At 63.6% G+C, this 20,791-nt stretch carries 18 protein-coding genes; 7 read left to right on the forward strand and 11 right to left on the reverse strand.

Going from position 1 to position 20,791, the window contains the following annotated elements; translation table 11 throughout:
- Positions 1-24: 24 nt before the first annotated feature.
- From V5B40_RS15270 to V5B40_RS15290, 5 genes are all read right to left on the reverse strand, one after another.
- Positions 25-804 carry an EF-hand domain-containing protein gene (locus V5B40_RS15270; protein WP_169066499.1) on the reverse strand — a complete coding sequence of 260 codons (780 nt, stop codon included), beginning with the start codon at positions 802-804 and terminating at the stop codon, positions 25-27.
- A gap of 478 nt (positions 805-1,282) precedes the next feature.
- Positions 1,283-3,769, reverse strand: coding sequence for a tetratricopeptide repeat protein (locus V5B40_RS15275; protein ID WP_332355507.1), 2,487 nt, complete (start codon positions 3,767-3,769; stop codon positions 1,283-1,285).
- A gap of 248 nt (positions 3,770-4,017) precedes the next feature.
- The gene (locus tag V5B40_RS15280) at positions 4,018-4,458 is read right to left on the reverse strand and encodes a hypothetical protein (RefSeq protein WP_332355289.1); all 441 of its coding nucleotides are present in this window, start codon (positions 4,456-4,458) and stop codon (positions 4,018-4,020) included.
- 73 nt (positions 4,459-4,531) lie between these two features.
- The gene (locus V5B40_RS15285; RefSeq protein ID WP_169066497.1) at positions 4,532-4,975 is read right to left on the reverse strand and encodes a glycine zipper 2TM domain-containing protein; all 444 of its coding nucleotides are present in this window, start codon (positions 4,973-4,975) and stop codon (positions 4,532-4,534) included.
- Positions 4,976-5,049: 74 nt separating this feature from the next.
- A complete protein-coding gene (locus V5B40_RS15290) occupies positions 5,050-5,376 on the reverse strand; it encodes a hypothetical protein (protein WP_169066496.1) in 327 nt (108 codons plus the stop codon).
- A gap of 231 nt (positions 5,377-5,607) precedes the next feature.
- On the opposite strand from V5B40_RS15290, the gene cls reads away from it, so the two are divergent.
- Both cls and V5B40_RS15300 read left to right on the forward strand, forming a co-directional pair.
- A complete protein-coding gene (gene cls / locus V5B40_RS15295; protein WP_332355290.1) occupies positions 5,608-7,038 on the forward strand; it encodes a cardiolipin synthase in 1,431 nt (476 codons plus the stop codon).
- Between the two features lie 161 nt (positions 7,039-7,199).
- Positions 7,200-9,806, forward strand: a complete 2,607-nt coding sequence (locus V5B40_RS15300) for a hypothetical protein (protein WP_332355291.1) — start codon at positions 7,200-7,202, stop codon at positions 9,804-9,806.
- A gap of 237 nt (positions 9,807-10,043) precedes the next feature.
- Here V5B40_RS15300 and V5B40_RS15305 read toward each other — a convergent pair whose 3' ends face one another.
- The 5 genes from V5B40_RS15305 to V5B40_RS15325 all read right to left on the reverse strand — a co-directional run bounded on the left by V5B40_RS15305 (position 10,044) and on the right by V5B40_RS15325 (position 13,651).
- A complete protein-coding gene (locus V5B40_RS15305; protein ID WP_332355292.1) occupies positions 10,044-10,298 on the reverse strand; it encodes a hypothetical protein in 255 nt (84 codons plus the stop codon).
- Positions 10,295-10,528, reverse strand: coding sequence for a hypothetical protein (locus tag V5B40_RS15310; RefSeq protein ID WP_332355293.1), 234 nt, complete (start codon positions 10,526-10,528; stop codon positions 10,295-10,297). The genes V5B40_RS15305 and V5B40_RS15310 overlap by 4 nt, the downstream gene beginning before the upstream one ends.
- A gap of 6 nt (positions 10,529-10,534) precedes the next feature.
- A complete protein-coding gene (locus V5B40_RS15315) occupies positions 10,535-11,359 on the reverse strand; it encodes a DUF2092 domain-containing protein (RefSeq protein ID WP_332355294.1) in 825 nt (274 codons plus the stop codon).
- A 143-nt stretch (positions 11,360-11,502) separates the two neighbouring features.
- Positions 11,503-12,003 carry a DUF3037 domain-containing protein gene (locus V5B40_RS15320; RefSeq protein WP_169066490.1) on the reverse strand — a complete coding sequence of 167 codons (501 nt, stop codon included), beginning with the start codon at positions 12,001-12,003 and terminating at the stop codon, positions 11,503-11,505.
- Positions 12,004-12,151: 148 nt separating this feature from the next.
- A complete protein-coding gene (locus V5B40_RS15325; RefSeq protein WP_169066489.1) occupies positions 12,152-13,651 on the reverse strand; it encodes a CoA-acylating methylmalonate-semialdehyde dehydrogenase in 1,500 nt (499 codons plus the stop codon).
- A 43-nt stretch (positions 13,652-13,694) separates the two neighbouring features.
- Between V5B40_RS15325 and V5B40_RS15330 the strand changes: the two genes are divergently transcribed.
- The 3 genes from V5B40_RS15330 to V5B40_RS15340 are packed head-to-tail and all read left to right on the forward strand — an operon-like array spanning position 13,695 to position 14,593.
- A complete protein-coding gene (locus V5B40_RS15330) occupies positions 13,695-13,880 on the forward strand; it encodes a hypothetical protein (protein ID WP_169066488.1) in 186 nt (61 codons plus the stop codon).
- A 24-nt stretch (positions 13,881-13,904) separates the two neighbouring features.
- Positions 13,905-14,171, forward strand: coding sequence for a hypothetical protein (locus tag V5B40_RS15335; RefSeq protein WP_169066487.1), 267 nt, complete (start codon positions 13,905-13,907; stop codon positions 14,169-14,171).
- Complete coding sequence (locus tag V5B40_RS15340; protein ID WP_169066486.1) at positions 14,168-14,593, forward strand: type II toxin-antitoxin system VapC family toxin; 426 nt, start codon at positions 14,168-14,170, stop codon at positions 14,591-14,593. The genes V5B40_RS15335 and V5B40_RS15340 overlap by 4 nt, the downstream gene beginning before the upstream one ends.
- Positions 14,594-14,916: 323 nt before the next feature.
- On the opposite strand, the gene V5B40_RS15345 is transcribed toward V5B40_RS15340, so the two are convergent.
- The gene (locus V5B40_RS15345) at positions 14,917-15,822 is read right to left on the reverse strand and encodes a LysR family transcriptional regulator (protein ID WP_169066485.1); all 906 of its coding nucleotides are present in this window, start codon (positions 15,820-15,822) and stop codon (positions 14,917-14,919) included.
- A 106-nt stretch (positions 15,823-15,928) separates the two neighbouring features.
- Between V5B40_RS15345 and V5B40_RS15350 the strand changes: the two genes are divergently transcribed.
- Both V5B40_RS15350 and V5B40_RS15355 read left to right on the forward strand, forming a co-directional pair.
- Positions 15,929-19,543 (forward strand): indolepyruvate ferredoxin oxidoreductase family protein, encoded by a 3,615-nt coding sequence (locus V5B40_RS15350; protein WP_332355295.1) that lies wholly within the window; start codon positions 15,929-15,931, stop codon positions 19,541-19,543.
- Positions 19,544-19,662: 119 nt separating this feature from the next.
- Complete coding sequence (locus V5B40_RS15355; RefSeq protein ID WP_332355296.1) at positions 19,663-20,718, forward strand: Leu/Phe/Val dehydrogenase; 1,056 nt, start codon at positions 19,663-19,665, stop codon at positions 20,716-20,718.
- Positions 20,719-20,791 lie beyond the last annotated feature (73 nt).

Raw genomic sequence — 20,791 nt, forward strand, 5'->3', positions numbered from 1 at the left:
GACCTGGCGCGACTTTCGCACGGGCTACGCCGAAACCGACAGCGAAGCCAGCAGACTGCCGTCTTGACTCTGCTCATTGCCAATGTTGTAGGCCTGCATCAACTTCATGATCTGCATCATGACCTTGGCCTCGGAATTGCCGCTCGCCGCTGCTGACGAGGCAGCGCCAAGGCTGGCATCGATGGACGCCGTCGCAGCCGAGCCGCTGGCGCCGCCGCTCGACTGCTGGAAGGCCATCGCTTCCTGGAAGCTGACTTCGCCATCGCCGTCGCTGTCCGCCTGATCAAAGCTCTGGAGAATAGCGGACAGCAGAGTGCTTCGGCTGTCGGACGTGCCGATTTCATTGAGGGTGCTGCTCAGTTCGTCCTTGCTCATGCTCGGTCCGTCGCCGGGTGGCGGCGGCGGTGGCGGCCTGCCGCCCATCCCCTCCATCCCCGCTGTCCCACCCGCCTGCATCGCCTTCTGCATACGACCGTCCTGGTATTGCTGCTCCAGGTCGTTTTGAAGTTTTGTCAGAGTATCGGTGAATTCTTCCTTGGAGACTTTTCCGTTACTGTTCGTGTCAAGCGTTGAAAATAGTTCATCAACCGTCGATGAAGTGCCGGTCGCACTTGACGAGGAACTGGAGGTGGAAGAAATCTTGTCGAAGGCTGCCTGAAGATCTGACTTCTGGAGGTAACCCTGCCCGGATGTGTCCAACTGCGCGAACAACTCCCCGGCCATGCTCTTCGTATCCGGGCGCTGCCTCGTGCTCTGCATCATGAAACTGTTGTTACTGCTGCCAACACTGCCGATGCTGCTCATGATGAACTCCTTTTCAATCCTGTACGACGACCCGTATCAGGCAAGCGTTTATTGATTTTTTGCTTGGGATCCGCGGCTCGGCTCATCCTTCGGCTTGCACGCCAGCGGTTTGTCTTCGGGAGCCCAGCAGGAACCTTTGACGCTTCCCTGCGGGGAGGTAAAACCGCACTCCTGGCCAGCGCTCAATGACTTGCAGGCATCAAGTGCTTCCTGCGGCGGTTTGCGCGGCCCCCCTTGACCCTCAGGCGCTTGCGCTAAAAGCAGGCCGGAAAAGCACGCGAGAGCAGCCATCAAGCTTGTGCGCGCCAAAATTTGTCTTACATTTATCATCAGATCGCTCCTGTGCTTTGGCAGACATCCATCGGCCGGCCAATGGAGACATTCTGAGCAGCAAATGTGGAGGAAAAATGAGTGCCTCTCCACAATGCCTAATGGCGCACACGCAAAAGCGGTCATGGGCCAGGCGATGGGAAGTCGGCTAAGGGCTGAAGAAATTGATCGAATGGTCTTCGGCGATTTCTGTCAAAGAACATACCATCTTGCTTGTCTTTTCGCCCGTCTTCTGTGTTAAACAGTTACATAGTTCGAATCGCGCCTTATCCGGCGCAATCGGCCTTCCAATCGCCTCGCTCAGCAGTTGCTTCACGCTCTGGTCGTCGGGCAGAAGCTCGGCGGCTGTCCTGGCGTAGCTTAGTGCCGCCCGCCGGTCGCCCGCCTCACGATTCATCGAGATCAGCGCACTGAGGATCTCGAGATCACTCGGGTGACGTTTATTGGCGGCGCGCAGCAGCGCCAGGGCTTCGGCGCGCTTGCCGGCGGAGTGCAGGGCAATGGCTTGCACATAGGCGTAGCGCGCGTTGTCCGGCGCCAGCCGGGCGGCTTCGCCGAATTCCTGCAGCGCCGCGGCGCTCTCCCCCTTGCGGGTCAGCAGCAGGCCCAGGGCGTGGTGCAAGTCGGCGTTGCGTGGCAGCACCACGAGACCATCGCGCAAGATCTTTTCGGCCTCCGACTCGCGCCCCTGCTGGCGCCAGGTATCGGCCAGATTGACATAGGCGCCGACCGCCTGCGGATCCAGCATGATCGCCCTCTGGAAGGCAGCGACAGCCGCGTCGACACGTCCCTGGCGCAAGCGCAGGTTGCCGAGATTGACATTACCCGATGGCCAGTCGGCCTCCAGCTTCAGCGCCGCCTCGTATTCCTGCAAGGCGGCTTCGCGTGCTGCGCGCCGAGCCGAGGGGATCTGGCTATCGGGCACGTCGGCGAGGAGACTTGCGGCCTCGATGCGCACGCCGAGGACCGGGTCGGAAAGCAAGGCGGAAGCGCCAAGCACGCGATTCAGCGGGTCGACCGGCGCCAGCATGCCGAGAGCGGCGATGCGCACTGAGGGATCAGCATCCTGGAGCAGCGCACGCGTAGCCGGCAGCGTGCCGGGATTGACGTAGGGCTGTGCCAGGGTCGCCGCGGTGGCCCTGACGATGGCCGGCGCTGCCGGGCTGCTGGCCAGTTCCAGCAGCCTTGGCAGGGCGCGCACACCTTGCGTCTCGCCAGCGTGCAGGGTGCTGCCGTAATGCGGGCGCTCACGCCAGGCCTTGCCGTACCATTTGTCCATGCTGGTGGCTGCCCAGTCGGGCTGCTTGTCGGTGTGGCACTGAGTACAGGCATTTGGGCTGCCCAGCGAGATAGAGAGGTCTGGGCGCGGTATGCGCAGGCTGTGATCGGGCCGGGCGTGGACGACCATGTAGTTCTGGCTCGGCATGTGACAGCTAACGCACTGCGCACCTTTGCCGCCGGCCTGGTGCTGATGGTGCTTGGCCACGTCGAACTCGCTGGCCAGATGGCAACGCGTGCACAGTGCATTGCCTTCGGCGCGCAGTTTCTGCGAATGCGGTTCGTGGCAGTCCATGCAAGTCACGCCATTCTGGTGCATCTTGCTCTGCAGGAAAGAGCCCCAGACATAGACTTCTTCACGCTGCTGCCCGTCGGGGTGGTAGTTGGGCGCGGTGAGCATCGCCAGGCGGTGACTATCTTCGAGCACCGCGCCGGCCTTGCCGCCTTCGCTGAGGGTCGAGCGACGCGAATGGCAAGCGCCGCAGCTGTTCATGCCCGCGGGGTCGGCCGGCTGCGCACGCACGGCGAATTTTGCGCCCTCGGCGGGGAATTTCCAGGCCTCGTTCCAGCGGCTCTTCAGCGATGGCAAACCCTTGTCGTCCTGCGCGGCGTAAGGGGGCTTGGCCTTGCTGGCCCAATCGACATGCGCCGAAGCGGGGCCGTGGCAGGACTCGCAGGCGACGTTGATTTCGCTGTAAGTGGTGTGGTAAGTGTTGCTGGCGGCATCGTAGCCTTTGCGCAAATTGGTCGAATGGCACTCGGCACACTGCAGCGCCCAGTTCTGATAGATGCCGGTCCAGTGCAGCGGATCGGTGTGGTCAATCTTCTGCTCGGGATAGAGGTGGAACCAGCGCTGCCCGCCTTCACTTTTCGGCCGCGCGTCCCAGGCAATCGGCAGCGTCTGATAGCGCCCGCCGGGGAAAGCGATCAGATACTGTTGCAGTGGATAGACGCCGAAGGTGTAGCTGATCGGGTAGTCGCTGAGCTTGCCGTCGGGGCCATCGGTACGCACCATGAACTGGCCATCGGCGCTCTTGAAGAAGGTCGACGCGACACCCTGGTAGTTGAAGCTGGCATCGGCAAAGTCACCGAGCACGGTGGCTGCCGTGGCGTCCTGCATGGCGAGTTGATGGTGCGAACCGTTCCAGGCCCTGAATTCGCTCTCGTGGCAGCTCTGGCAGCGGCTTGCCCCGACGTAGCTGGCGGCAACAGGCGCTGCAGCAGGTGATGGCAAGGGTGGCGGCTGCTCCGAGGCGGCAAGCGGCGCGACAGGCGCCTGCGACGTCGGCGGCGCCGCATCCTGACGCATGGCGATGAAGATACTTGCGGCAATCACCAGCAGCAGCGCCAGACCCACGACCAGCAAGAATGTTTTCGGTCTTGCCGGCTTGACGACTGGGGCTGCAGGTAAGGCGGCGGGAGGCGTGGCGGGCGCGCCGGGATTCGTTCTGGATCGTTTGCTCATTGTTCTGTGCGTGCTCTGTCAGCCGGAAAATTCGTCAGAGGCTGTCGTGCTCGAGTGCCGCTTCGCCAACGCATCGGCGGAATCGGCCGATGCGGATCGTCAAGGGGGCGGCAGCTAGTGCCGCCAATGCACTGCTCGGACTAGCGCGTACCGCTCATCGCCGGCGGTAGCGGACCACCCATCGCCGGTGGCACGGGCCCGCCCTGCGACGGCATCTGGGCAAGCAGGCAGTTCACGCCCGGCGAACCGGGCTCTGCAGAATAAGCTCCCTGGAGGTTCTCGACGAAGGCTGCCTGGGGGATCTCGCCGTTGTAGAAGCGCGACGTCAGGTCCAGGAAATATGGCGTCTGCAGGAAGTCGGAAGTGATTTCGACGTTGCCGATCCTCTGATACAGGCATTTGCTCTGAACCCGATTGAGAAAGTCTTCATACGGGGCGTCGGGCAGAAAAGCATCGGGCGCGCATCCGCCAATGAGCAGCGCACTCAGCACAGCACCGGCAATCGCCCTGGCAGGCAAAAGGAAGGCCCCCGAGCTTCGTTCGTAACGAGACGGGTCAGGTTTCGCGACAGGAAAGGGCATGGTCATTTATCCGGGATCTGAATCAGGGGTGTCGACCGGCGTGCCAGGCCGACACCCGACGGTCAATTCACGCTCAACGCGGAACGACGCGTGCGTCCTCGCCGCTGCCTTCGATGAAGACGCGCTGCCCCTTGCCGATGGCGGGGTTGACGGGCTGCGTCACCGACACCAGTACACCACTGCCAACGCGAACGATCACCTGCTGTGCCGGAATCGGCTTGTCGTACTTCTTCTGGATCTCGTGACCGGCGACGGCACCACCCACGGCACCCAGGACCATCGCCACGTCGCGACCGGTGCCGGCACCAATCAGACTGCCGACTCCGAGACCGGCAAGGCCGCCGACGACAGCACCAATACCCGAATGGTGATCGCTGGACAACTCGGTATTAATGATCTGTTCGACGACGCCCGCGCGTATTTCCATTTGACCCGGCTGTGCTCCGGGTGTGGCGCAAGCGGCGAGTGCCAGAACCAGCACCAGGGTCGAAACGTAGGACGAAACTTTCTGGAACATCTAGACACCTCCTTGGGGTTATTGACCTGCATGGCAGGCGGTATTGTACGTCAGGTCCTTGCCGTTACTTGCAGTCAATCGGGTGACAGGGCGGGTTCCTCCGTGGTCTCTTCCGGCGACAGTGCGGCGTCGGGAGCGACCGCATCCGGAGAAAGCACCGTCCCGCCCTGATCCTGCTCCGGCGACAGTGCCGCGTCTGGTCGGACCGCGTCGACCGACGGCACCGGTGGCGGGTTCATCTGTTCCGGAGAGAGTGCCGGGTCGGGCGCGATGGCGCCCGGCGACAAGACCGGATCCGGAACGACAGCGTTGCCCTGCGCGACCGCACTGGCAGCCGCCAGCAGGCAGGCGAGCAGGACAGCCGGCGCCACGCACAATCGATAGCGATCAGCAGTTCTCATGGTGCCTCTCTCCTTTGTTGATGGCCCAACTCACGGCCTGGCGAATCTTGTGCAACTCCTGCCTCGACTTGGCTGACGACAGAGATTGCACAGCACGACCCGACAAACGCCGGCAGATTAGCACAGATGATCGATCACCTTCTGGCGGCAGCAGGGACGCAGCGCCGTATCGGGCGTCGCGCGGAGACGGCTTGTTGACCGCACAGGGGCGAGCGTCTCATACTCCGCCGCATGGTCTTCGATCTTCTCACTGTCCTGCACTTGATCGCCGTGATAGCGGTTTCACTGCGCATCTTTTCCCGGCGGACCTCGCACGGAACAGCACTGGCATGGCTGCTGCTGGTGATTACGATTCCCGCTGTCGGCGTCCTGATGTATCTCCTGATCGGCGAACGCCGTCTCGGCAAGACCTGGATGGATCGGGCGATCGCCATGCAACCGCAGTTGCTGCTCTGGGCGCAGGACATCCCGGCGTCGACCCTGGTCGACCCCGGCGTGCTGAGTACCGGTGCGGAGAGCGTCAGCAGGCTTGCCACCGGCTCGGCCGGACTGCCTCTGATGGGAGGCCATCGCCTGCAACTGCTGACCGACAGCAGCTCGATCATGCGCGCGCTGATCGCCGACATTGATGCTGCCCGCGGCTCGGTCCATCTGGAGTTCTATATCTGGAGCTCGGGCGGCTTTGTGGACGATCTGGTCGCCGCGCTGGTCCGCGCGGCGCAACGCGGCGTCCCCTGCTCGACGCTGATGGACTCACTCGGCAGCCGCTCTTTTTTCAAGAGTGAAGCACTTGGCCGACTCCGTGACGCGGGCGTGAACATCGTTGAAATCCTGCCGGTCAATCCGCTACGCGCCTTGTTTGTCCGCTTCGACCTCCGCGACCACCGCAAAATCGCGGTCATCGACCGCCGCATCGCCTACACCGGCAGCATGAACATCGCCGACCCCCGCTTCTTCAAACAGGACGCCGGCGTCGGCGAGTGGGTTGACGCGATGGTGCGCATAGAAGGACCGGCGGCGTGGATACTGGAATCGGTTTCACTCTCGCTCACCGCCCTGCAGACCGGAACCCCCTTCGCGCCGCCGCCCCCCCCTGAACTGGCCCCTGCCGGTGACAGCCACGTGCAGATATTCCCCTCCGGACCACAGTCGTCCACGCAGCACATCGAACAACTGCTGGTCGCCGCACTCTATGCCGCCAGGCGCGAAATCGTCCTGACGACGCCCTATTTCATTCCCAGCGAAACGCTGCTCACGGCGCTGCGCTCGGCCGCCATACGCGGCGTACGGGTGATCCTCATCGTACCCGAAAAAATCGACTCGACGCTGGTCCGCTACGCCAGCAACGCCTACGTCGAGGACCTGCTGGAAGTAGGCATCACCATTCTCCGTTTCCGTGCCGGCCTGCTGCACACCAAGAGCATGGTCGTCGATGAAGAGATCACCATCTTCGGAACGGTCAACCTCGACCTGCGCAGCTTCGAGTTGAACTTCGAAGTCTCGATGCTCACCTACGACCCTGCATTCGCGGCCACGGCACGCGCCATGCAAAGCCAGTACGAGAGCAAATCGCAAGCACTGCAGCTGGCGCGCTGGCGCGGCCGGCCAGACTGGCGCCGCCGCCTGGAAAATGCAGTGCAGGTACTCAGCCCACTGCTCTGAGCCTGGATTCCCGAGCACCGAGCCGACGCACGCCACGCCTTCGCGAGGCGCTCCGCAAACCCTGCGCACGCGAACCCCGAATTGACCCCTGCCAGCATGCCAATCCATACTACGCCGCCACAATTCCAACTCCTGATCTACGGCCCCCGCAGAGGAACGCCATGACCATCAAACTACCGAAACCCCGTCTTCTCGCGTGCCTGATCGGCGTTATCATGGCCGGCCCGATCGGCTGTGCCAACCAGCAGTCGATGCCTTTTCCGGATGACCCCGGGATGAGTAATGCGCTTCCCCTGAACCCGGAGTCCGCCTTCGACGGTGCGCTAAGAAGCGCCGATTCGTGGGGCAATTTGCCCGTTCCGCCAGTTCCGGGCGCTGCCGCGCAGCCGCCAGCGGCGCCGCCAACAGGCAGCGATGGCTGGCCACGCCAGGCCGAAATTGCCGGAGCCACGGCGCTGGTCTACCTGCCGCAGGTCGACAGCTGGCAAGGCAACACGCTCAACTTCCGTGCCGCCGTCGCGGTGAAGAAAACAGCGGCCAGCGAACCAGCTTTCGGGGTGATCTGGGGCAGCGCACGCACTGGCGTCGATCGCCTCACACAAAGTGTCGCACTGGAAGACCTCAGCCTGAGCCGGGCCAGCTTTCCGACGCTCCCAGATCACGGACTCGATGTCCTGCGCCAGTTGCGTACGCAACTGCCGACGGTCATGGCCAGCATGTCGCTGCCACTGCTCGCCGGCGAACTGGCGGCCTCCGGCACCGTGAAAGCGCGGCCGGCGCAGGTCAACAATCAACCACCACAGGTCATCGTCAGCAATTCGCCGGCCATCCTGGTGCCGATCGATGGCTCGCCGGCGATACGGCCCCTTGCCGATACGCACTTCGAGCGCGTGATCAACACCCAGGCGCTGATCGTTCGCAGCCGCGGCGCGAGCCGCTGGTACCTGCATGTCTTCGACGGCTGGCTGTCGGCAGACGCGCTCGAAGGCCCGTGGACCCTGGCCAGTGGCGAACCACCCGGAGTCAAGGAACTCAACGAACTCAACGAACTGGCGCAGAAACTGGCCAAGGAAGGCCACGTCGATCTGCTTGACGGGGGGCCGCAAGCCGAGCCGAAACCAACACTGCAGAACGGCGTACCAACGCTCTACGTCAGACAGGTACCCGCTGAGTTGATCGTCTTCAAGGGGCCGCCCAACTTCGTGCCGATCACCGGCACCGGCTTGCTGTGGGCAGAAAACACGACTGCCGACGTGCTGGTGAATACCGCCAACAACGATTACTACACTCTCCTCTCAGGACGCTGGTACCGCGCCTCGGCCTTGTCCGGCCCGTGGACCTACACGGCCGCGAATGCCTTGCCCGCCGACTTCAGCCGCATCCCCAGGAGCGCACCGGCTGGCGTCGTTCTCGCCTCGGTGGCCGGCACACCACAGGCGCAGGAAACTCTGATTGCCAACTCGATTCCGCACACCGCCAACGTGCCGCTGAGCAATGGGCCAAAATTCACGCCGGTGTTTGATGGCGCACCGCAGTTCCAGGCCATCGACGCCACGCCCTTGCGCTACGTCAGCAACGCCGAAGTACCGATCATCCAGGTGACGCCAAGCAGCTATTTCGCTGTCCAGGCAGGCGTCTGGTTTACGGCCAGCAGCCTCACCGGCCCGTGGTTCGTCGCCAGCAGCGTTCCACCGGTGATCTATGACATTCCGACCAACTCGCCGCTGCACTACGTGACCTACGTGCACGTCTATGGTGCCAGCAAGGAGGTCGTCTACGTCGGCTATACGCCCGGCTACCTGGGCAACGTGGTCAGCTCCGACGGCGTTGTCGTCTATGGCACCGGCTACTACTACACGCCCTGGATCGGCTCCGTCTGGTATGCGGCGCCCTACACCTGGGGCCTCGCCGCGGCCCCCATCTACAACCCCTATGTGGGCTTTGCCTATGGCTACGGCCTCGGTCTGGCAACTGCCGCCTGGGCGGCACCCTACTGGGGCGGCGCCTGGTACCACCCCGGCTACTGGGGCTATCCCTGCTGTGGCTCGACCAGCGCCGACGTCTATGGTCATTGGGGAAACACCGTCTATTCGGGGTCGCGAAACTGGTACGCCAATGCTGATGGAAAGGTCGGCAGCTCCGCCCGCGGCACTTACAACAACACGCGCACCGGAAGCAGCGGCGCCTACGCCGCCGGTCGCAGTTACAACCCCAACACCGGCCAGGCACAGCGCGCTTACGACCGAACCGTCAACACCGCCGGCGGCACGAGCGGCAATGTCGCACGCGGCGGCACCTACAACACCGAAACCGGGCAGCGCTCGTACGCCTCCAGCGCCTCGGCCAGCGGCCCGGGCGGCAGCTCGATCTCGAAAACCGCCGCCGCCACGGCGGGCCCTGAGGGCGTTGGCGCGCAGCACACGACTACGGCCTACGATGCCCAGACCGGACAGACCAAGAGCTACACCTCGAACGGCCTGATGGGCAACCATTACGCGGGCGCAGATGGCAGCGCCTACCGCAACAGCGACAGCGGCTGGCAACAACACGCTTCCGGCGGCTGGCAATCGGCAGGCGGCGACACCTCCTGGGCCGATACTAACCAGCAGGCGCGCAGCAACGCTGAAAGTCACTATAGCGCTGGCGGCTTCGCTGACGGCGATCGCTTTGGCGGCGGTGGCTGGGGCGGCGGCGACCGCTTTGGCGGCGGTGGCTTCGGTGGCCGTTTTGGCGGCGGCTTCGGCGGCCGTTTTGGTGGGCGGCGTTAAGGCGAGGCCTGGCAATCCTGACAAACATGAACTGACGGACGCGCTGCCTCCCGAATCCCGGCTATGGACTTCCCAGGCCGAGCAGAGGGGCCAGAAAGCGCACCAGGCTGCAGCCCTGCATCGGCAGGGGGCAGCCTGGTAGGTTCCGCACGGAGAGTAGAGAGTAGCTTCTTTCCTCCCGAGCTTTCTCCCGCGCACTTCGCCAGAACAGTTTCGCCCGGCAGCTGTGAGGCGTCCTTAGTAGGGCGGGTTAACCACCACGTAGGTCACCGAACTGCCTGCATACTGCGGCTGGTAATAGGTCCCGCCGCATTGCTGGTAAGTCATGCCGGCATAGACGTAGGGTACGCAACTCGGCGGCAGGGTGTTAACTATCGAGCCGACGACCACGGCGGTCACTGCTACGGCAGCCCCAACCGCCACTGCCGTCCCTACCGGGTGGTAGCCACCGCGGTGATTCACATCGACGTCCACGTTACGGTTGACATTCACGTTGGTGCGTTGCGATTGACGTTCGTATTGCGGTTCACATTGGTGTTGTGATTGACGTTCGCATTGCGGTTCACATTGGCACTGCGGTTGACGCTGGTGTGTGTGCCCCCGCGCGCAAAGGCCTCCGAAGCAGCAAAGAAATCATGCGCGCCCACAGCCAGCAGCGACATCAATACGGCACGCGAAAAGCGACCGGAAAAGCGTTTTTTCGATTGGACTTGGCTCATCATCTCACCTCACTTCTCGTTGCCCGGCTGGACTTCCAGCTCGCGAAAGACGATCTTGCTGGCGCCCTTGGGCGGAACGAAACGGAACACGCGATCGCCCAGCCTGGGTGACAGTTTCCAGCTCAACACCGCCTCGTACTGCGGCGCCCCTTCCTCATTCTTGCTCGTAATGACGATCTTTCTCGGCAAGGGCTTGCTGCCTTCCTGTATCCAGATCTGCCAGTCGACCTCGTCCTGACGGAAAGCATAATGGTCGCAGAGGACACCCCCAACGCGGCCCTGGCCCACAAAGAAGGCCGCTTTGACATTTTCCGCCAGGGACTCCGGTGCCAGCACGTCGGCCAACGGCCACTCCAGCCCATACTTGGTTTCCGCGAAGGACAACATCTCCTTGATGGTCTTGGGCGCGCTCACCGAGGCGTAGTAGTTCACCAGCTTGCCGTACACCGTCAGCGTCTTGCCATCGTAGTAGAACTGGCGCTGCTTCTCATCGTCGATCACGTCCGCCCGCAAGCGGTTGGGCCTGACCACCGAGATATTGGCGAACGAGCCGAACTGCACTTTCTGGCCGCTATCGAGGACCTCGTCGGTGCTGGCATCGACCCGAATGTTGAATGACTTCAGTGTATGCAGGAATTCGCTGCTGCGCTTGAGCGCAGCAATGGCTTCGGGTTCAATAACCGCCTGCGCTGCGGGAGCGGCAGGGCTTACGGAAGTGGCAGCAGTCGCGCTGGCCTGGCCCTCAGCAGGGCTGACCTGCTGCGCGCCACTGTAAAAAGGAAGCAGCAGGAGCGCAGCAGCGATCACTACTATCCGAAAACGCTTCGGTCTCATCAGCACATCTCTCCTCAATCGGCATGGAAATACACAAGCTGCTTACGTTAGCAGAGAAACGCCGACGCTGCCACCGCCAGAACCAGCCGAGTACCGCATGCGCTGCGGCCGCTCGAACGAAAACCGGTCACTACCGACAGGGGTCAAAACTCCCTGCTCATGAAATTGCGCTCGCAGTAGTGGTCGTAGAGAGCGTCGAGCTTGGCCTCAGGGTCAGCGGCGAGAATGAGCCGCTGCTGGTCGAAGTGGAACATGGCGTCGCGCGGGCGGACCAGTTCGGCGAAGCGCTTGCTCGCCAAAAGCAGATTCGGCGCTCGCCTGCCGCCATCGAGCGCGTCAGAGCGCAGTTGGCCGGCAAAACGCTGCAGTTCCTCCTTGAACAACTCGCGCCCGTTGAGGTACACCTCGCGGTCGAAGGGATAGAAAAACTGTGTGATTCGACCGTAACGTTTGAGCAGGCGAAAGTCGAAAAAGCCGGCCTCGGCGGCCATCAGAACGACGCCCACGTTGGCAAATTCGCCCGTTTCAGAAAAGGGACGAAAGCGCAGAAAGGCGTATTGGCAGGCGAACTCTTTCATGGTGGCCCGCCCAGCGGCGTTGCCGATGCGGACCACCGCCAGCGACGGCGCCCGCAGAGTCCACACCCGGCGGGTTTGCCGAAAGTGGCGCCCTGGTCAATCGCTGGCAAGTCGCGTTCGAGATTCACGCATCTCCCCGGTCGTTTCTTGCGGCAACTGCGCAGCAGCATCGCGGCCTTCCCGGCCGGTCTGTGCGACCGAGCGGCGGCAGCAGTCAATGCGTCGGCATCACAAAACTGGCGCCACTCGCCATGTCCTGCGGCCAGCGACCAGTCGCCGTCTTCAGGCGGGTATAGAAATGTACCCCGTCCGGGCCATGGAGCGCATGGTCGCCGAACAGGGAACGCTTCCAGCCGCCGAAACTATGGAAAGCCATCGGTACCGGAATCGGCACATTGACACCGACCATGCCGACCTCGATGCGACGCACGAACTCGCGGGCGACATTGCCGCTACGCGTGAACACCGCCACGCCGTTGCCATATTCGTGGGCATTGATGAGCGCGACGGCGGCCTCGAAATCGGCGACATGCACGACGCACAGCACCGGCCCGAAGATCTCCTCGCGATAGATGCGCATGGTGGGGGAGACGCGGTCGAACAGGCAGCCGCCCAAAAAGAATCCCTCGTCGTGAGCGGCAAGCCGCAGGTCGCGCCCATCAACCAGCAGCACTGCCCCCTCGGCAACTCCCAGATCGACGTAGGCACGCACCTTGTCGAGATGCTGCCGGGTCACCAGAGGCCCCATTTCCACGCCCGGATCGGTGCCCGGACCGACCTTCAACGCATGCACGCGCCTGGCCAGCGCCGGCACCAGCTGCTCGCCGACCGCGCCGACCGCTACCAGCACCGAGATCGCCATGCAGCGCTCGCCAGCCGAACCATAGGCGGCGCCGATCAGCGCATCGACCGCCTGCTCGAGATCAGCGTCGGGCATCACCACCATATGGTTCTTGGCGCCGCCGAGCGCCTGTACCCGCTTGCCGTTGGCCGTTCCCGTCGCATAGATGTACTCGGCAATCGGTGTCGAGCCGACAAAACTGACCGCCGCAACACGTGCATCGGTGAGCAGGGCATCGACCGCCTCCTTGTCGCCATGCACGACGTTGAACACGCCCTGTGGCAGCCCGGCCTGCGCCAACAGATCGGCAATGAACAGGCTGGCCGACGGATCACGTTCGGAAGGCTTGAGAATGAAGGTATTGCCACAGGCCAGCGCCACAGGAAACATCCACATCGGCACCATCACCGGAAAGTTGAAGGGCGTGATGCCGGCGCAGACACCGACCGGCTGGCGTAGCGACCAGCTGTCGACACCGCTCCCGATCTGGTCGGAGTATTCACCCTTCAACAGCTGCGGGATGCCGCAGGCAAACTCGACGACCTCCATGCCGCGAATAATCTCGCCCCGGGCATCGTCGAGCACCTTGCCGTGCTCGCCAGTGACGATCGCCGCCAGCTCGTCGAGGTGCTGCTCGAGCAGCTGACGAAACTTGAAGAGCACGCGCGCACGCCGCAGCGGCGGTGTATCCGACCACTCAGCGAGGGCGGCGGCGGCCGCAGCGACTCCTTTGCCGGTGATCTCTGCGCTGGCCAGCGGCACCCGCGCCGTGACTTGTCCGCTGGCCGGATTGAAGATCTCGCCCCAGCGCGAATCACCGCCAGGGACCCGATGACCATTGATGAAGTGCTGCAGTTGTCCAGGATTTGTCATAGCTGAGGATACCGCGCCTGATCGTGAATTTGGTCCATCCTAGGTGCGCGCCAATCGTCGTGTCAATCGGATTCATGAACACAACAGCGAGCTCGACTGGAAAGTGCAAACGATGAATCAGGACTTGCCCAAGACCGTAGCTCTACTGGTGATCAAAGCCGCGCGCGTGGTGACTAAAATGCGCGCCCCGCTTGCCGTCCGCTTCGGCAAGCGCTACCCTGATTGTTGAAGATATCAACAACCGGAGGGCGTCATGGCCACCATGAACTTCAGCATCCCCGACGACATCAAGGAGCGCTTCAACCGGATGTTCGCCGACAGGAACAAGAGCTCCATCGTCGCCCAACTGCTCGATGAAGCCATCGCCAGGGAAGAACGCAAGCAGCAGAGCGATCAAGCGATCAAGCGCATCCTGCTGCGCAGGCTGACGGCCGTGCCGACCTCGACAGCGGAAATTCTCCAGTTGCGTGATGAAAATCGCGGCGAACCCGACGCCACACACGGAATTCCGCGGCGATGAAGCGTCTGGTCATCGACGCCAGCGTCGCGGTCAAGTGGTTTCTGCCCGACGCCGGCGACGAAACCGACACGCTCGAAGCGCTTGATTTCCTCCTCCAGCTGAAAGCGGGAGACGTGTCGTTTGCGCAGCCCGCGCACTGGAAAGCCGAGATTGCCGGCGTAATGGTCCGCCGCGCGCCGACACTCGCTGCCGACAGCCTCGACGACCTCAGCCTCCTCGAAGGCATCGAATTCATCGACACCACTACCGTATACCGCCGCGCCATCGACCTTGCGCAGACTCTCAACCACCACCTGTTCGACACCCTTTACCACGCCACTGCCCTGGAGACGGACGCCACCTTCGTTACCGCCGACCGGCGCTACTACGACAAGGCGGCGCATTTCGGCCAGATCGCGCTGCTGGAAGACGCTTCCACATGAGCGCCCAGCTGCTCGAGCACCTCGGCCTCATCGCCGGGGCACCGAATGGCGTCCAGACGCGCATTCTTGCATTCTTGCTCTGGTACAACGCGCCACGCACGGAACATGCAAGCTTCAATCCGACAAGCTGTTCGCGTTCCGCTTCGGACTCCCTCTCGTCGCCGAACAGCATCGCATCGTCGCCAAAGTCGACGAACTGATGGCTCTCTGCGACCGCCTCCAAGCCAATCTCATCGAATTTCGCGCCCGACAGAGTTGCGGCTGGCCAGTACCCTGATCGAATCAGCCCTGCGAGCCGGCTGACGGTCGGTGAGCCGTTCGAATCAGTTTCCGCAGGCCTGGATCAGAAACTGCCGCAGTGCTTCGGCCGGCTCGGCGAGCGCCGCGTCTTTCGCCCAGATCAAGCCGACCTCCAGATGCGGGATGGCATCGAGAATCGGGCGCGCTTCGATTTTCTTGCCTTCTAGCGACCACGGGCGATAGACCATGTCGCTGAGGATGGTCACCCCGAAACCGTGCGCCACCAGGCCGCGCAGGGCCTCCATGCCGTTGGTGCGGAAAGCGATGTTCGGGCTGAGGCCGTTGTCGGTCCAGTAGCGGCGATTCGATTCCTCGCCCTCGTCGACGGTGAGCAGGATGTAGGGCTGGCGGGCGACGTCGGCCAGCGCGGGATAAGGCTCTTCCAGCACCGGGTGACCGGCGGCGGCCCACAGCTGACGTCGTGAACGCATCAGGACGTGGTGGCCGAAACGCTCACGATCCTCGACGTTGGAGAGGATCACCACTCCCAGTTCCAGGTCGCCGGAGAGCACCGCCGCTTCGACCTTGCGCCGGCCGATGTCGTGCAGGTCGAAATCGATGTCCGGGTAGTTGGCGCGAAAACGGGCGAACAGCGGCGGCAGGAAATAGCCGAGTACGGAATAGGTGGCGGCGATGCGGATCGCGCCGTGCAGATCGTTGATGCGAAAGCGCGGTTCGCGCAGAGCGTCCTGCAGCGAGTCGAGAATGTGCCGCGCGTGCTGATAGAAGCTGTGCCCCTCGGCAGTGAGCGCGACGCCGTGCGGCTTGCGATCGAACAATCTGACCCCCAGCCGGTCTTCAAGGAGGAGGACGGCGTTGGTGATCGCCGACTGCGAAACGAACAGGCTCGCCGCCGCCATCGAGAACTGACCGCTCTCGGCAGCGGCCGCGAAATAGCGTAACTGGCGCAGGGTGACGTCGCTTGTCATCTGATTTTCTGATATCTCGCGTGCGTTTTTGTGATTTTACAATAGCACAACGATTTCCTATCATCTCTCAAAATCAGAATGACCCGTCCATCGAGGAGACAGCCACATGGATGCATCGCCGAAGAACGCTGACGATAGCGAACACAGCGAACACAGCGCACTGCGCAGCGTCGCACTTGATGACAAGTATCAGTTGGCCAGCGGCCGCGTCTACCTCAACGGAACACAAGCGCTGGTGCGTCTGCCGATGCTGCAACGTGCGCGCGACGAACGCGCCGGGCTGAACACCGCCGGCTTTGTCAGTGGCTACCGCGGCTCGCCGCTGGGCAACGTCGACCACGAGTTCTGGCGCGCGAAGAAATTTCTCGAACCCCTGCATATCCACTTCCAGGCCGGGCTCAACGAAGACCTGGCAGCGACCGCGGTGTGGGGCACGCAGCAGGTCACGCTGGACCAGAACGCGACTTGCGACGGCGTTTTCGCCATGTGGTATGGCAAGGGGCCGGGCGTCGATCGCAGCGGCGACGTCTTTCGTCACGCCAACGCCGCGGGCAGCTCGAGATACGGCGGCGTGCTGGCGATTGCCGGCGACGACCACGCGGCCAAGTCCTCGACGCTGCCGCACCAGACCGAGCACGTTTTCAAGGCGCTGATGATGCCGGTGCTGGCACCCGCCGACATCCAGGAATACCTGGACCTGGGCATCCACGGATTCGCGCTGTCTCGCTACTCGGGCTGCTGGGTAGCCTTCAAGGCGCTCGCCGACACCGTCGAGACCTCGGCCGCGGTGAATGTCGACCCCTTCGCCGTCGAAACCGTCATTCCCGCCGACTTCAAGCTGCCCGCCGGCGGACTCAACCTGCGCTGGCCCGATCCGCCGCTGGTACAGGAAAAGCGCCTGCTGCACCACAAGCTCTACGCCGCGCTGGCCTATTGCCGTGCCAACCAGCTGAACAAGGTGATCATCGACAGCCCGAACGCGCGCCTGGGCATCGTCACCAGCGGCAAGAGCTATCTCGATGTGCGCCAGGCCCTCGAAGACCTCGGCATCGACGACGCCGTAGCGGCAAAAATCGGCCTGCGCCTGTACAAGGTGAGCATGGTCTGGCCGCTGGAGGCCGAAGGGATTCGCCACTTCGCCGAAGGGCTGGAAGAGATCCTGGTCATCGAGGAGAAGCGCCAGTTCCTCGAATACCAGATCAAGGAAGAACTCTACAACTGGAGCGAATCCGCGCGACCACGTGTCATCGGCAAGTTCGACGAGAAAGGGGAATGGTCGCTACCGCACTCGGAATGGCTGCTCCCCGCGGCCGGCGAGCTGACGCCGGCGATGATCGCCCGCGTCATCGCCGCGCGCATCGCCATCTACTACACCTCCGAGCGCGTCGCCGCGCGCCTGGCCTTCCTGGAAGAAAAAGAAGCCGCGCTGGCCAAACCGAACCGCGCCATTGCCCGCATTCCGCACTACTGCTCGGGCTGCCCGCACAATACTTCGACCAGGGTCCCGCAAGGCTCGCGCGCGCTGGCCGGCATCGGTTGCCACTACATGGCCACCTGGCTGTCGCCCGAATCGACGCAGACCTTCAGCCAGATGGGCGGTGAAGGCGTCGCCTGGGTCGGTCAGTCACCGTTCACCAGCACGCAGCACGTCTTTGCCAACCTCGGCGACGGCACCTATTTCCACTCCGGCCTGCTCGCCATCCGCCAGTCAATCGCCGCCGGGGTGAACATCACCTACAAGATTCTCTACAACGACGCCGTCGCCATGACCGGCGGGCAGCCGCACGACGGCCCGCTGAGCGTACCGATCATCGCCCGCCAGATCGCTGCCGAGGGCATCGGGAGCATCGTCGTGGTTACCGACGAGCCGCAGAAATACAGCGGCGCCGCGGCGCTGCCGTCCGGCACGCCGGTGCGCCATCGTGACGAGCTGGACACGGTGCAGCGCGAATTGCGCGGCGTGCCGGGCACGACGGCGATCATCTACGACCAGACCTGTGCCGCCGAAAAGCGCCGGCGTCGCAAGCGCGGCAAGTTTCCCGATCCCGCCAGGCGGGTGCTGATCAACGATCTGGTCTGCGAAGGCTGCGGCGACTGCTCGGAGAAATCCAACTGCATGTCGGTGGTCGCCGTCGACACCGAGTTCGGCCGCAAGCGGGCCATCGATCAATCGGCCTGCAACAAGGATTTCTCCTGTATCAAAGGCTTCTGCCCGAGTTTCGTGACCGTCGAAGGCGGCGCGCTGAAAAAAGGCCAGGCAGCGACGCCGAGCGAAGCCCTGTTCGCGCAACTGCCCGAGCCGAGCTTGCCGGGGACGGCCACGCCCTGGAGCCTGCTGATCACCGGCGTCGGCGGCACCGGCGTGGTGACCATCGGCGCCCTGCTGGGCATGGCCGCGCACCTCGAAAGCAAGGGCGTGCTGGTCCTCGACATGGCCGGACTGGCGCAGAAAGGTGGCGCCGTATGGTCACATGTGCGCATCGCCGACCGCCAGGAGCAACTCTACGCGGCGCGGGTCGCCGCCGGCGAAGCCAACGCCGTCATCGCCTGCGACCTGGTTGTCGCCGCCAGCGACGAATCGATCGCCAAGATGCGCGCCGGCCACACTCGCGTGGTCATCAACCGCGACCAGAGCACGACCAGCGACTTCGTGCGCGGCTTTGCCGCGCAGGCGCGCAGCGGTGACGTCGTCGCCAACCCGGACCCGCAGTTCCCGCAAGACGGCATGGAAGCGCGCATTGCCGACGCCGTCGGCAGCGAGAACGCCGATTTCCTCGAAGCTTCGCAACTGGCGACAGCAATCATGGGCGACGCCATCGCCACCAACCTGTTCATGCTCGGCTTCGCCTGGCAGAAAGGCCTGGTGCCCTTGTCACGCGCGGCCATCCTGCGCGCCATCGAGATCAACGCCGCGGCGGTCGCTTCCAACACCACGGCTTTCCAGTGGGGCCGCGTCGCGGCGGTCGATAGGGCGGCGGTGGTCAAGGCCGCGCAACCGGCGCATGTTCCGGACCACCACCGCGTGTCGAACAGCGTCGACGAGTTGATTGCCCGCCGCCAGGAGCAGCTCACCGAGTATCAGGACGCCGCCTACGCCGAGCGTTACCTGGCGCTGGTCAAACGCGTGCGTGCCGCCGAAGAAGCGCTGGCGCCGGGAATCTCGCTGCTCGGCGAAGCCGTCGCTCGCGGCTACTACAAGCTGCTCGCCTACAAGGACGAGTACGAAGTGGCGCGGCTATATACCAACAGCGCCTTCCTCAAGAGCGTCGAGGCGCAGTTCGAAGGCGACTACAAACTGGTCTTCCACCTCGCACCGCCGCTGCTGGCCGGCAAGGACCCGGCCACCGGGGAGCTCAGGAAGCGCACTTACGGCCCGTGGATGCTCAAGGCGATGCGTATCCTGGCCGGCTACAAACACCTGCGCGGCGGCCGCTTCGACATTTTTGCGCGCAGTGCCGAGCGCAAGCTCGATCGCCAGTTGATCGCCGACTATGAAGCACTGATCGAAACCCTGCTCGCCGGACTCACGACCAGCAAGCACGAACTGGCCGTCGAACTGGCCAGCCTGCCCGAGCAGGTGCGTGGCTTCGGCCACATCCGCGAGCGCTATGTCGAGCACGCCCGTGTGCAGCAGAAGACTTTGCTCGCACGCTTCACTGGCCAGAGCTTGCCGGGCGTGCAGCGCATGCAGCACTTCCCGACCAGCAAAGTCTCGGCCTGATCGAGAGTCGTTTCAGCACCTGGCCCCCCACCCCACCTCCCTCGGCACTTCCGCACAGGTCGCCACAAGCAACCGCTGTGGGATTGCTGCCTCCCTCACGACCAACGAAGGAATTTGCCATGTCCGTTTTTTCCCTGCGTGATTTTGCCGATCACGAACAAGTGGTTTTCTGCAGCGACGACGCCAGCGGCCTGAAAGCCATCATCGCCGTGCACAACTCCAATCTCGGCCCGGCGCTCGGCGGCTGCCGCATGTGGCATTACGCCAGCGAAGACGATGCCATCCGCGACGTCCTGCGCCTGGCGCGCGGCATGACCTACAAATCGGCCCTGGCCGGCCTCCAGCTCGGCGGCGGCAAGTCGGTGATCATCGGCAATCCGCGCACCGACAAGACGCCGGCCCTGCTCGACGCCTTTGCGCGCGCGCTCAACCGGCTCAACGGCCGCTACGTCGCCGCCGAGGACTCGGGCACCAATGTCGCCGACATGAAGTATCTCGCCGAGCGCACGCCGCACGTCGCCGGCATCATCGACAAGCCGTCGCACGAGGCCGAAGGCATGCGCAGCGGCGACCCCTCACCGGCCACCGCCTACGGCACTTTTTTCGGCATCAGGGCGGCGGTCAAGCGCAAGCTCGGTCGCGACTCACTCGACGGCCTGCGGGTCGCCATCCAGGGAGTCGGCAACGTCGGCTTCGACCTTGCCCGCCAGCTCACGGACGCCGGCGCGCAACTGTGGGTCGCCGACATCCATGAAGAGAACCTGGTGCGTGCGCGCGAGGAGCTGGGCGCCCGCGCGCTGGCCCCGGAAGCCATCTACGCCGCCGACGTGGACGTCTTCGCCCCCTGCGCCATGGGCGCCATTCTCAACGACGAGACGATCCCGCAGCTGCGCGCCTGCATCGTCGCCGGCGCCGCCAACAATCAACTGGCCGAAGTGCGCCACGGCAGCGAGCTGATGCGGCGCGGAATCCTCTACGCGCCGGACTACGTGATCAATGCCGGCGGTATCATCGACATCTATCACGAACGGATCGGTTTCGACCGCCCTGCCCTGCTGCGTCACCTGGAAGGCATCCACGACACGCTGCTGGAGATTTTCGAACGCGCCGACAAGGAAGCACGGCCTACCGGCGAAGTGGCCGACGCCCTGGCCGAGGAGCGTTTCAAGGGCTGATCGACAACGCGCAAGGCCGCAACGCAGCCACGGCTCGTGACAACAGGAAACCGAGCAGGATCCGTGGCCCATG

Origin of the sequence: Candidatus Accumulibacter meliphilus, from assembly GCF_036625345.1 — a bacterium.
Classification (GTDB): domain Bacteria; phylum Pseudomonadota; class Gammaproteobacteria; order Burkholderiales; family Rhodocyclaceae; genus Accumulibacter; species Accumulibacter meliphilus.

What these genes read in the sequence shown, in the direction of transcription:
- V5B40_RS15270 (WP_169066499.1), bottom strand. Translation starts at nt 804, where the DNA reads ATGAGCAGCATCGGCAGTGTTGGCAGCAGTAACAACAGTTTCATGATG.
- V5B40_RS15280 (WP_332355289.1), bottom strand. Translation starts at nt 4,458, where the DNA reads ATGCCCTTTCCTGTCGCGAAACCTGACCCGTCTCGTTACGAACGAAGC.
- V5B40_RS15285 (WP_169066497.1), bottom strand. Translation starts at nt 4,975, where the DNA reads ATGTTCCAGAAAGTTTCGTCCTACGTTTCGACCCTGGTGCTGGTTCTG.
- V5B40_RS15290 (WP_169066496.1), bottom strand. Translation starts at nt 5,376, where the DNA reads ATGAGAACTGCTGATCGCTATCGATTGTGCGTGGCGCCGGCTGTCCTG.
- cls (WP_332355290.1), top strand. Translation starts at nt 5,608, where the DNA reads ATGGTCTTCGATCTTCTCACTGTCCTGCACTTGATCGCCGTGATAGCG.
- V5B40_RS15300 (WP_332355291.1), top strand. Translation starts at nt 7,200, where the DNA reads ATGACCATCAAACTACCGAAACCCCGTCTTCTCGCGTGCCTGATCGGC.
- V5B40_RS15310 (WP_332355293.1), bottom strand. Translation starts at nt 10,528, where the DNA reads ATGATGAGCCAAGTCCAATCGAAAAAACGCTTTTCCGGTCGCTTTTCG.
- V5B40_RS15315 (WP_332355294.1), bottom strand. Translation starts at nt 11,359, where the DNA reads ATGAGACCGAAGCGTTTTCGGATAGTAGTGATCGCTGCTGCGCTCCTG.
- V5B40_RS15325 (WP_169066489.1), bottom strand. Translation starts at nt 13,651, where the DNA reads ATGACAAATCCTGGACAACTGCAGCACTTCATCAATGGTCATCGGGTC.
- V5B40_RS15335 (WP_169066487.1), top strand. Translation starts at nt 13,905, where the DNA reads ATGGCCACCATGAACTTCAGCATCCCCGACGACATCAAGGAGCGCTTC.
- V5B40_RS15340 (WP_169066486.1), top strand. Translation starts at nt 14,168, where the DNA reads ATGAAGCGTCTGGTCATCGACGCCAGCGTCGCGGTCAAGTGGTTTCTG.
- V5B40_RS15345 (WP_169066485.1), bottom strand. Translation starts at nt 15,822, where the DNA reads ATGACAAGCGACGTCACCCTGCGCCAGTTACGCTATTTCGCGGCCGCT.
- V5B40_RS15350 (WP_332355295.1), top strand. Translation starts at nt 15,929, where the DNA reads ATGGATGCATCGCCGAAGAACGCTGACGATAGCGAACACAGCGAACAC.
- V5B40_RS15355 (WP_332355296.1), top strand. Translation starts at nt 19,663, where the DNA reads ATGTCCGTTTTTTCCCTGCGTGATTTTGCCGATCACGAACAAGTGGTT.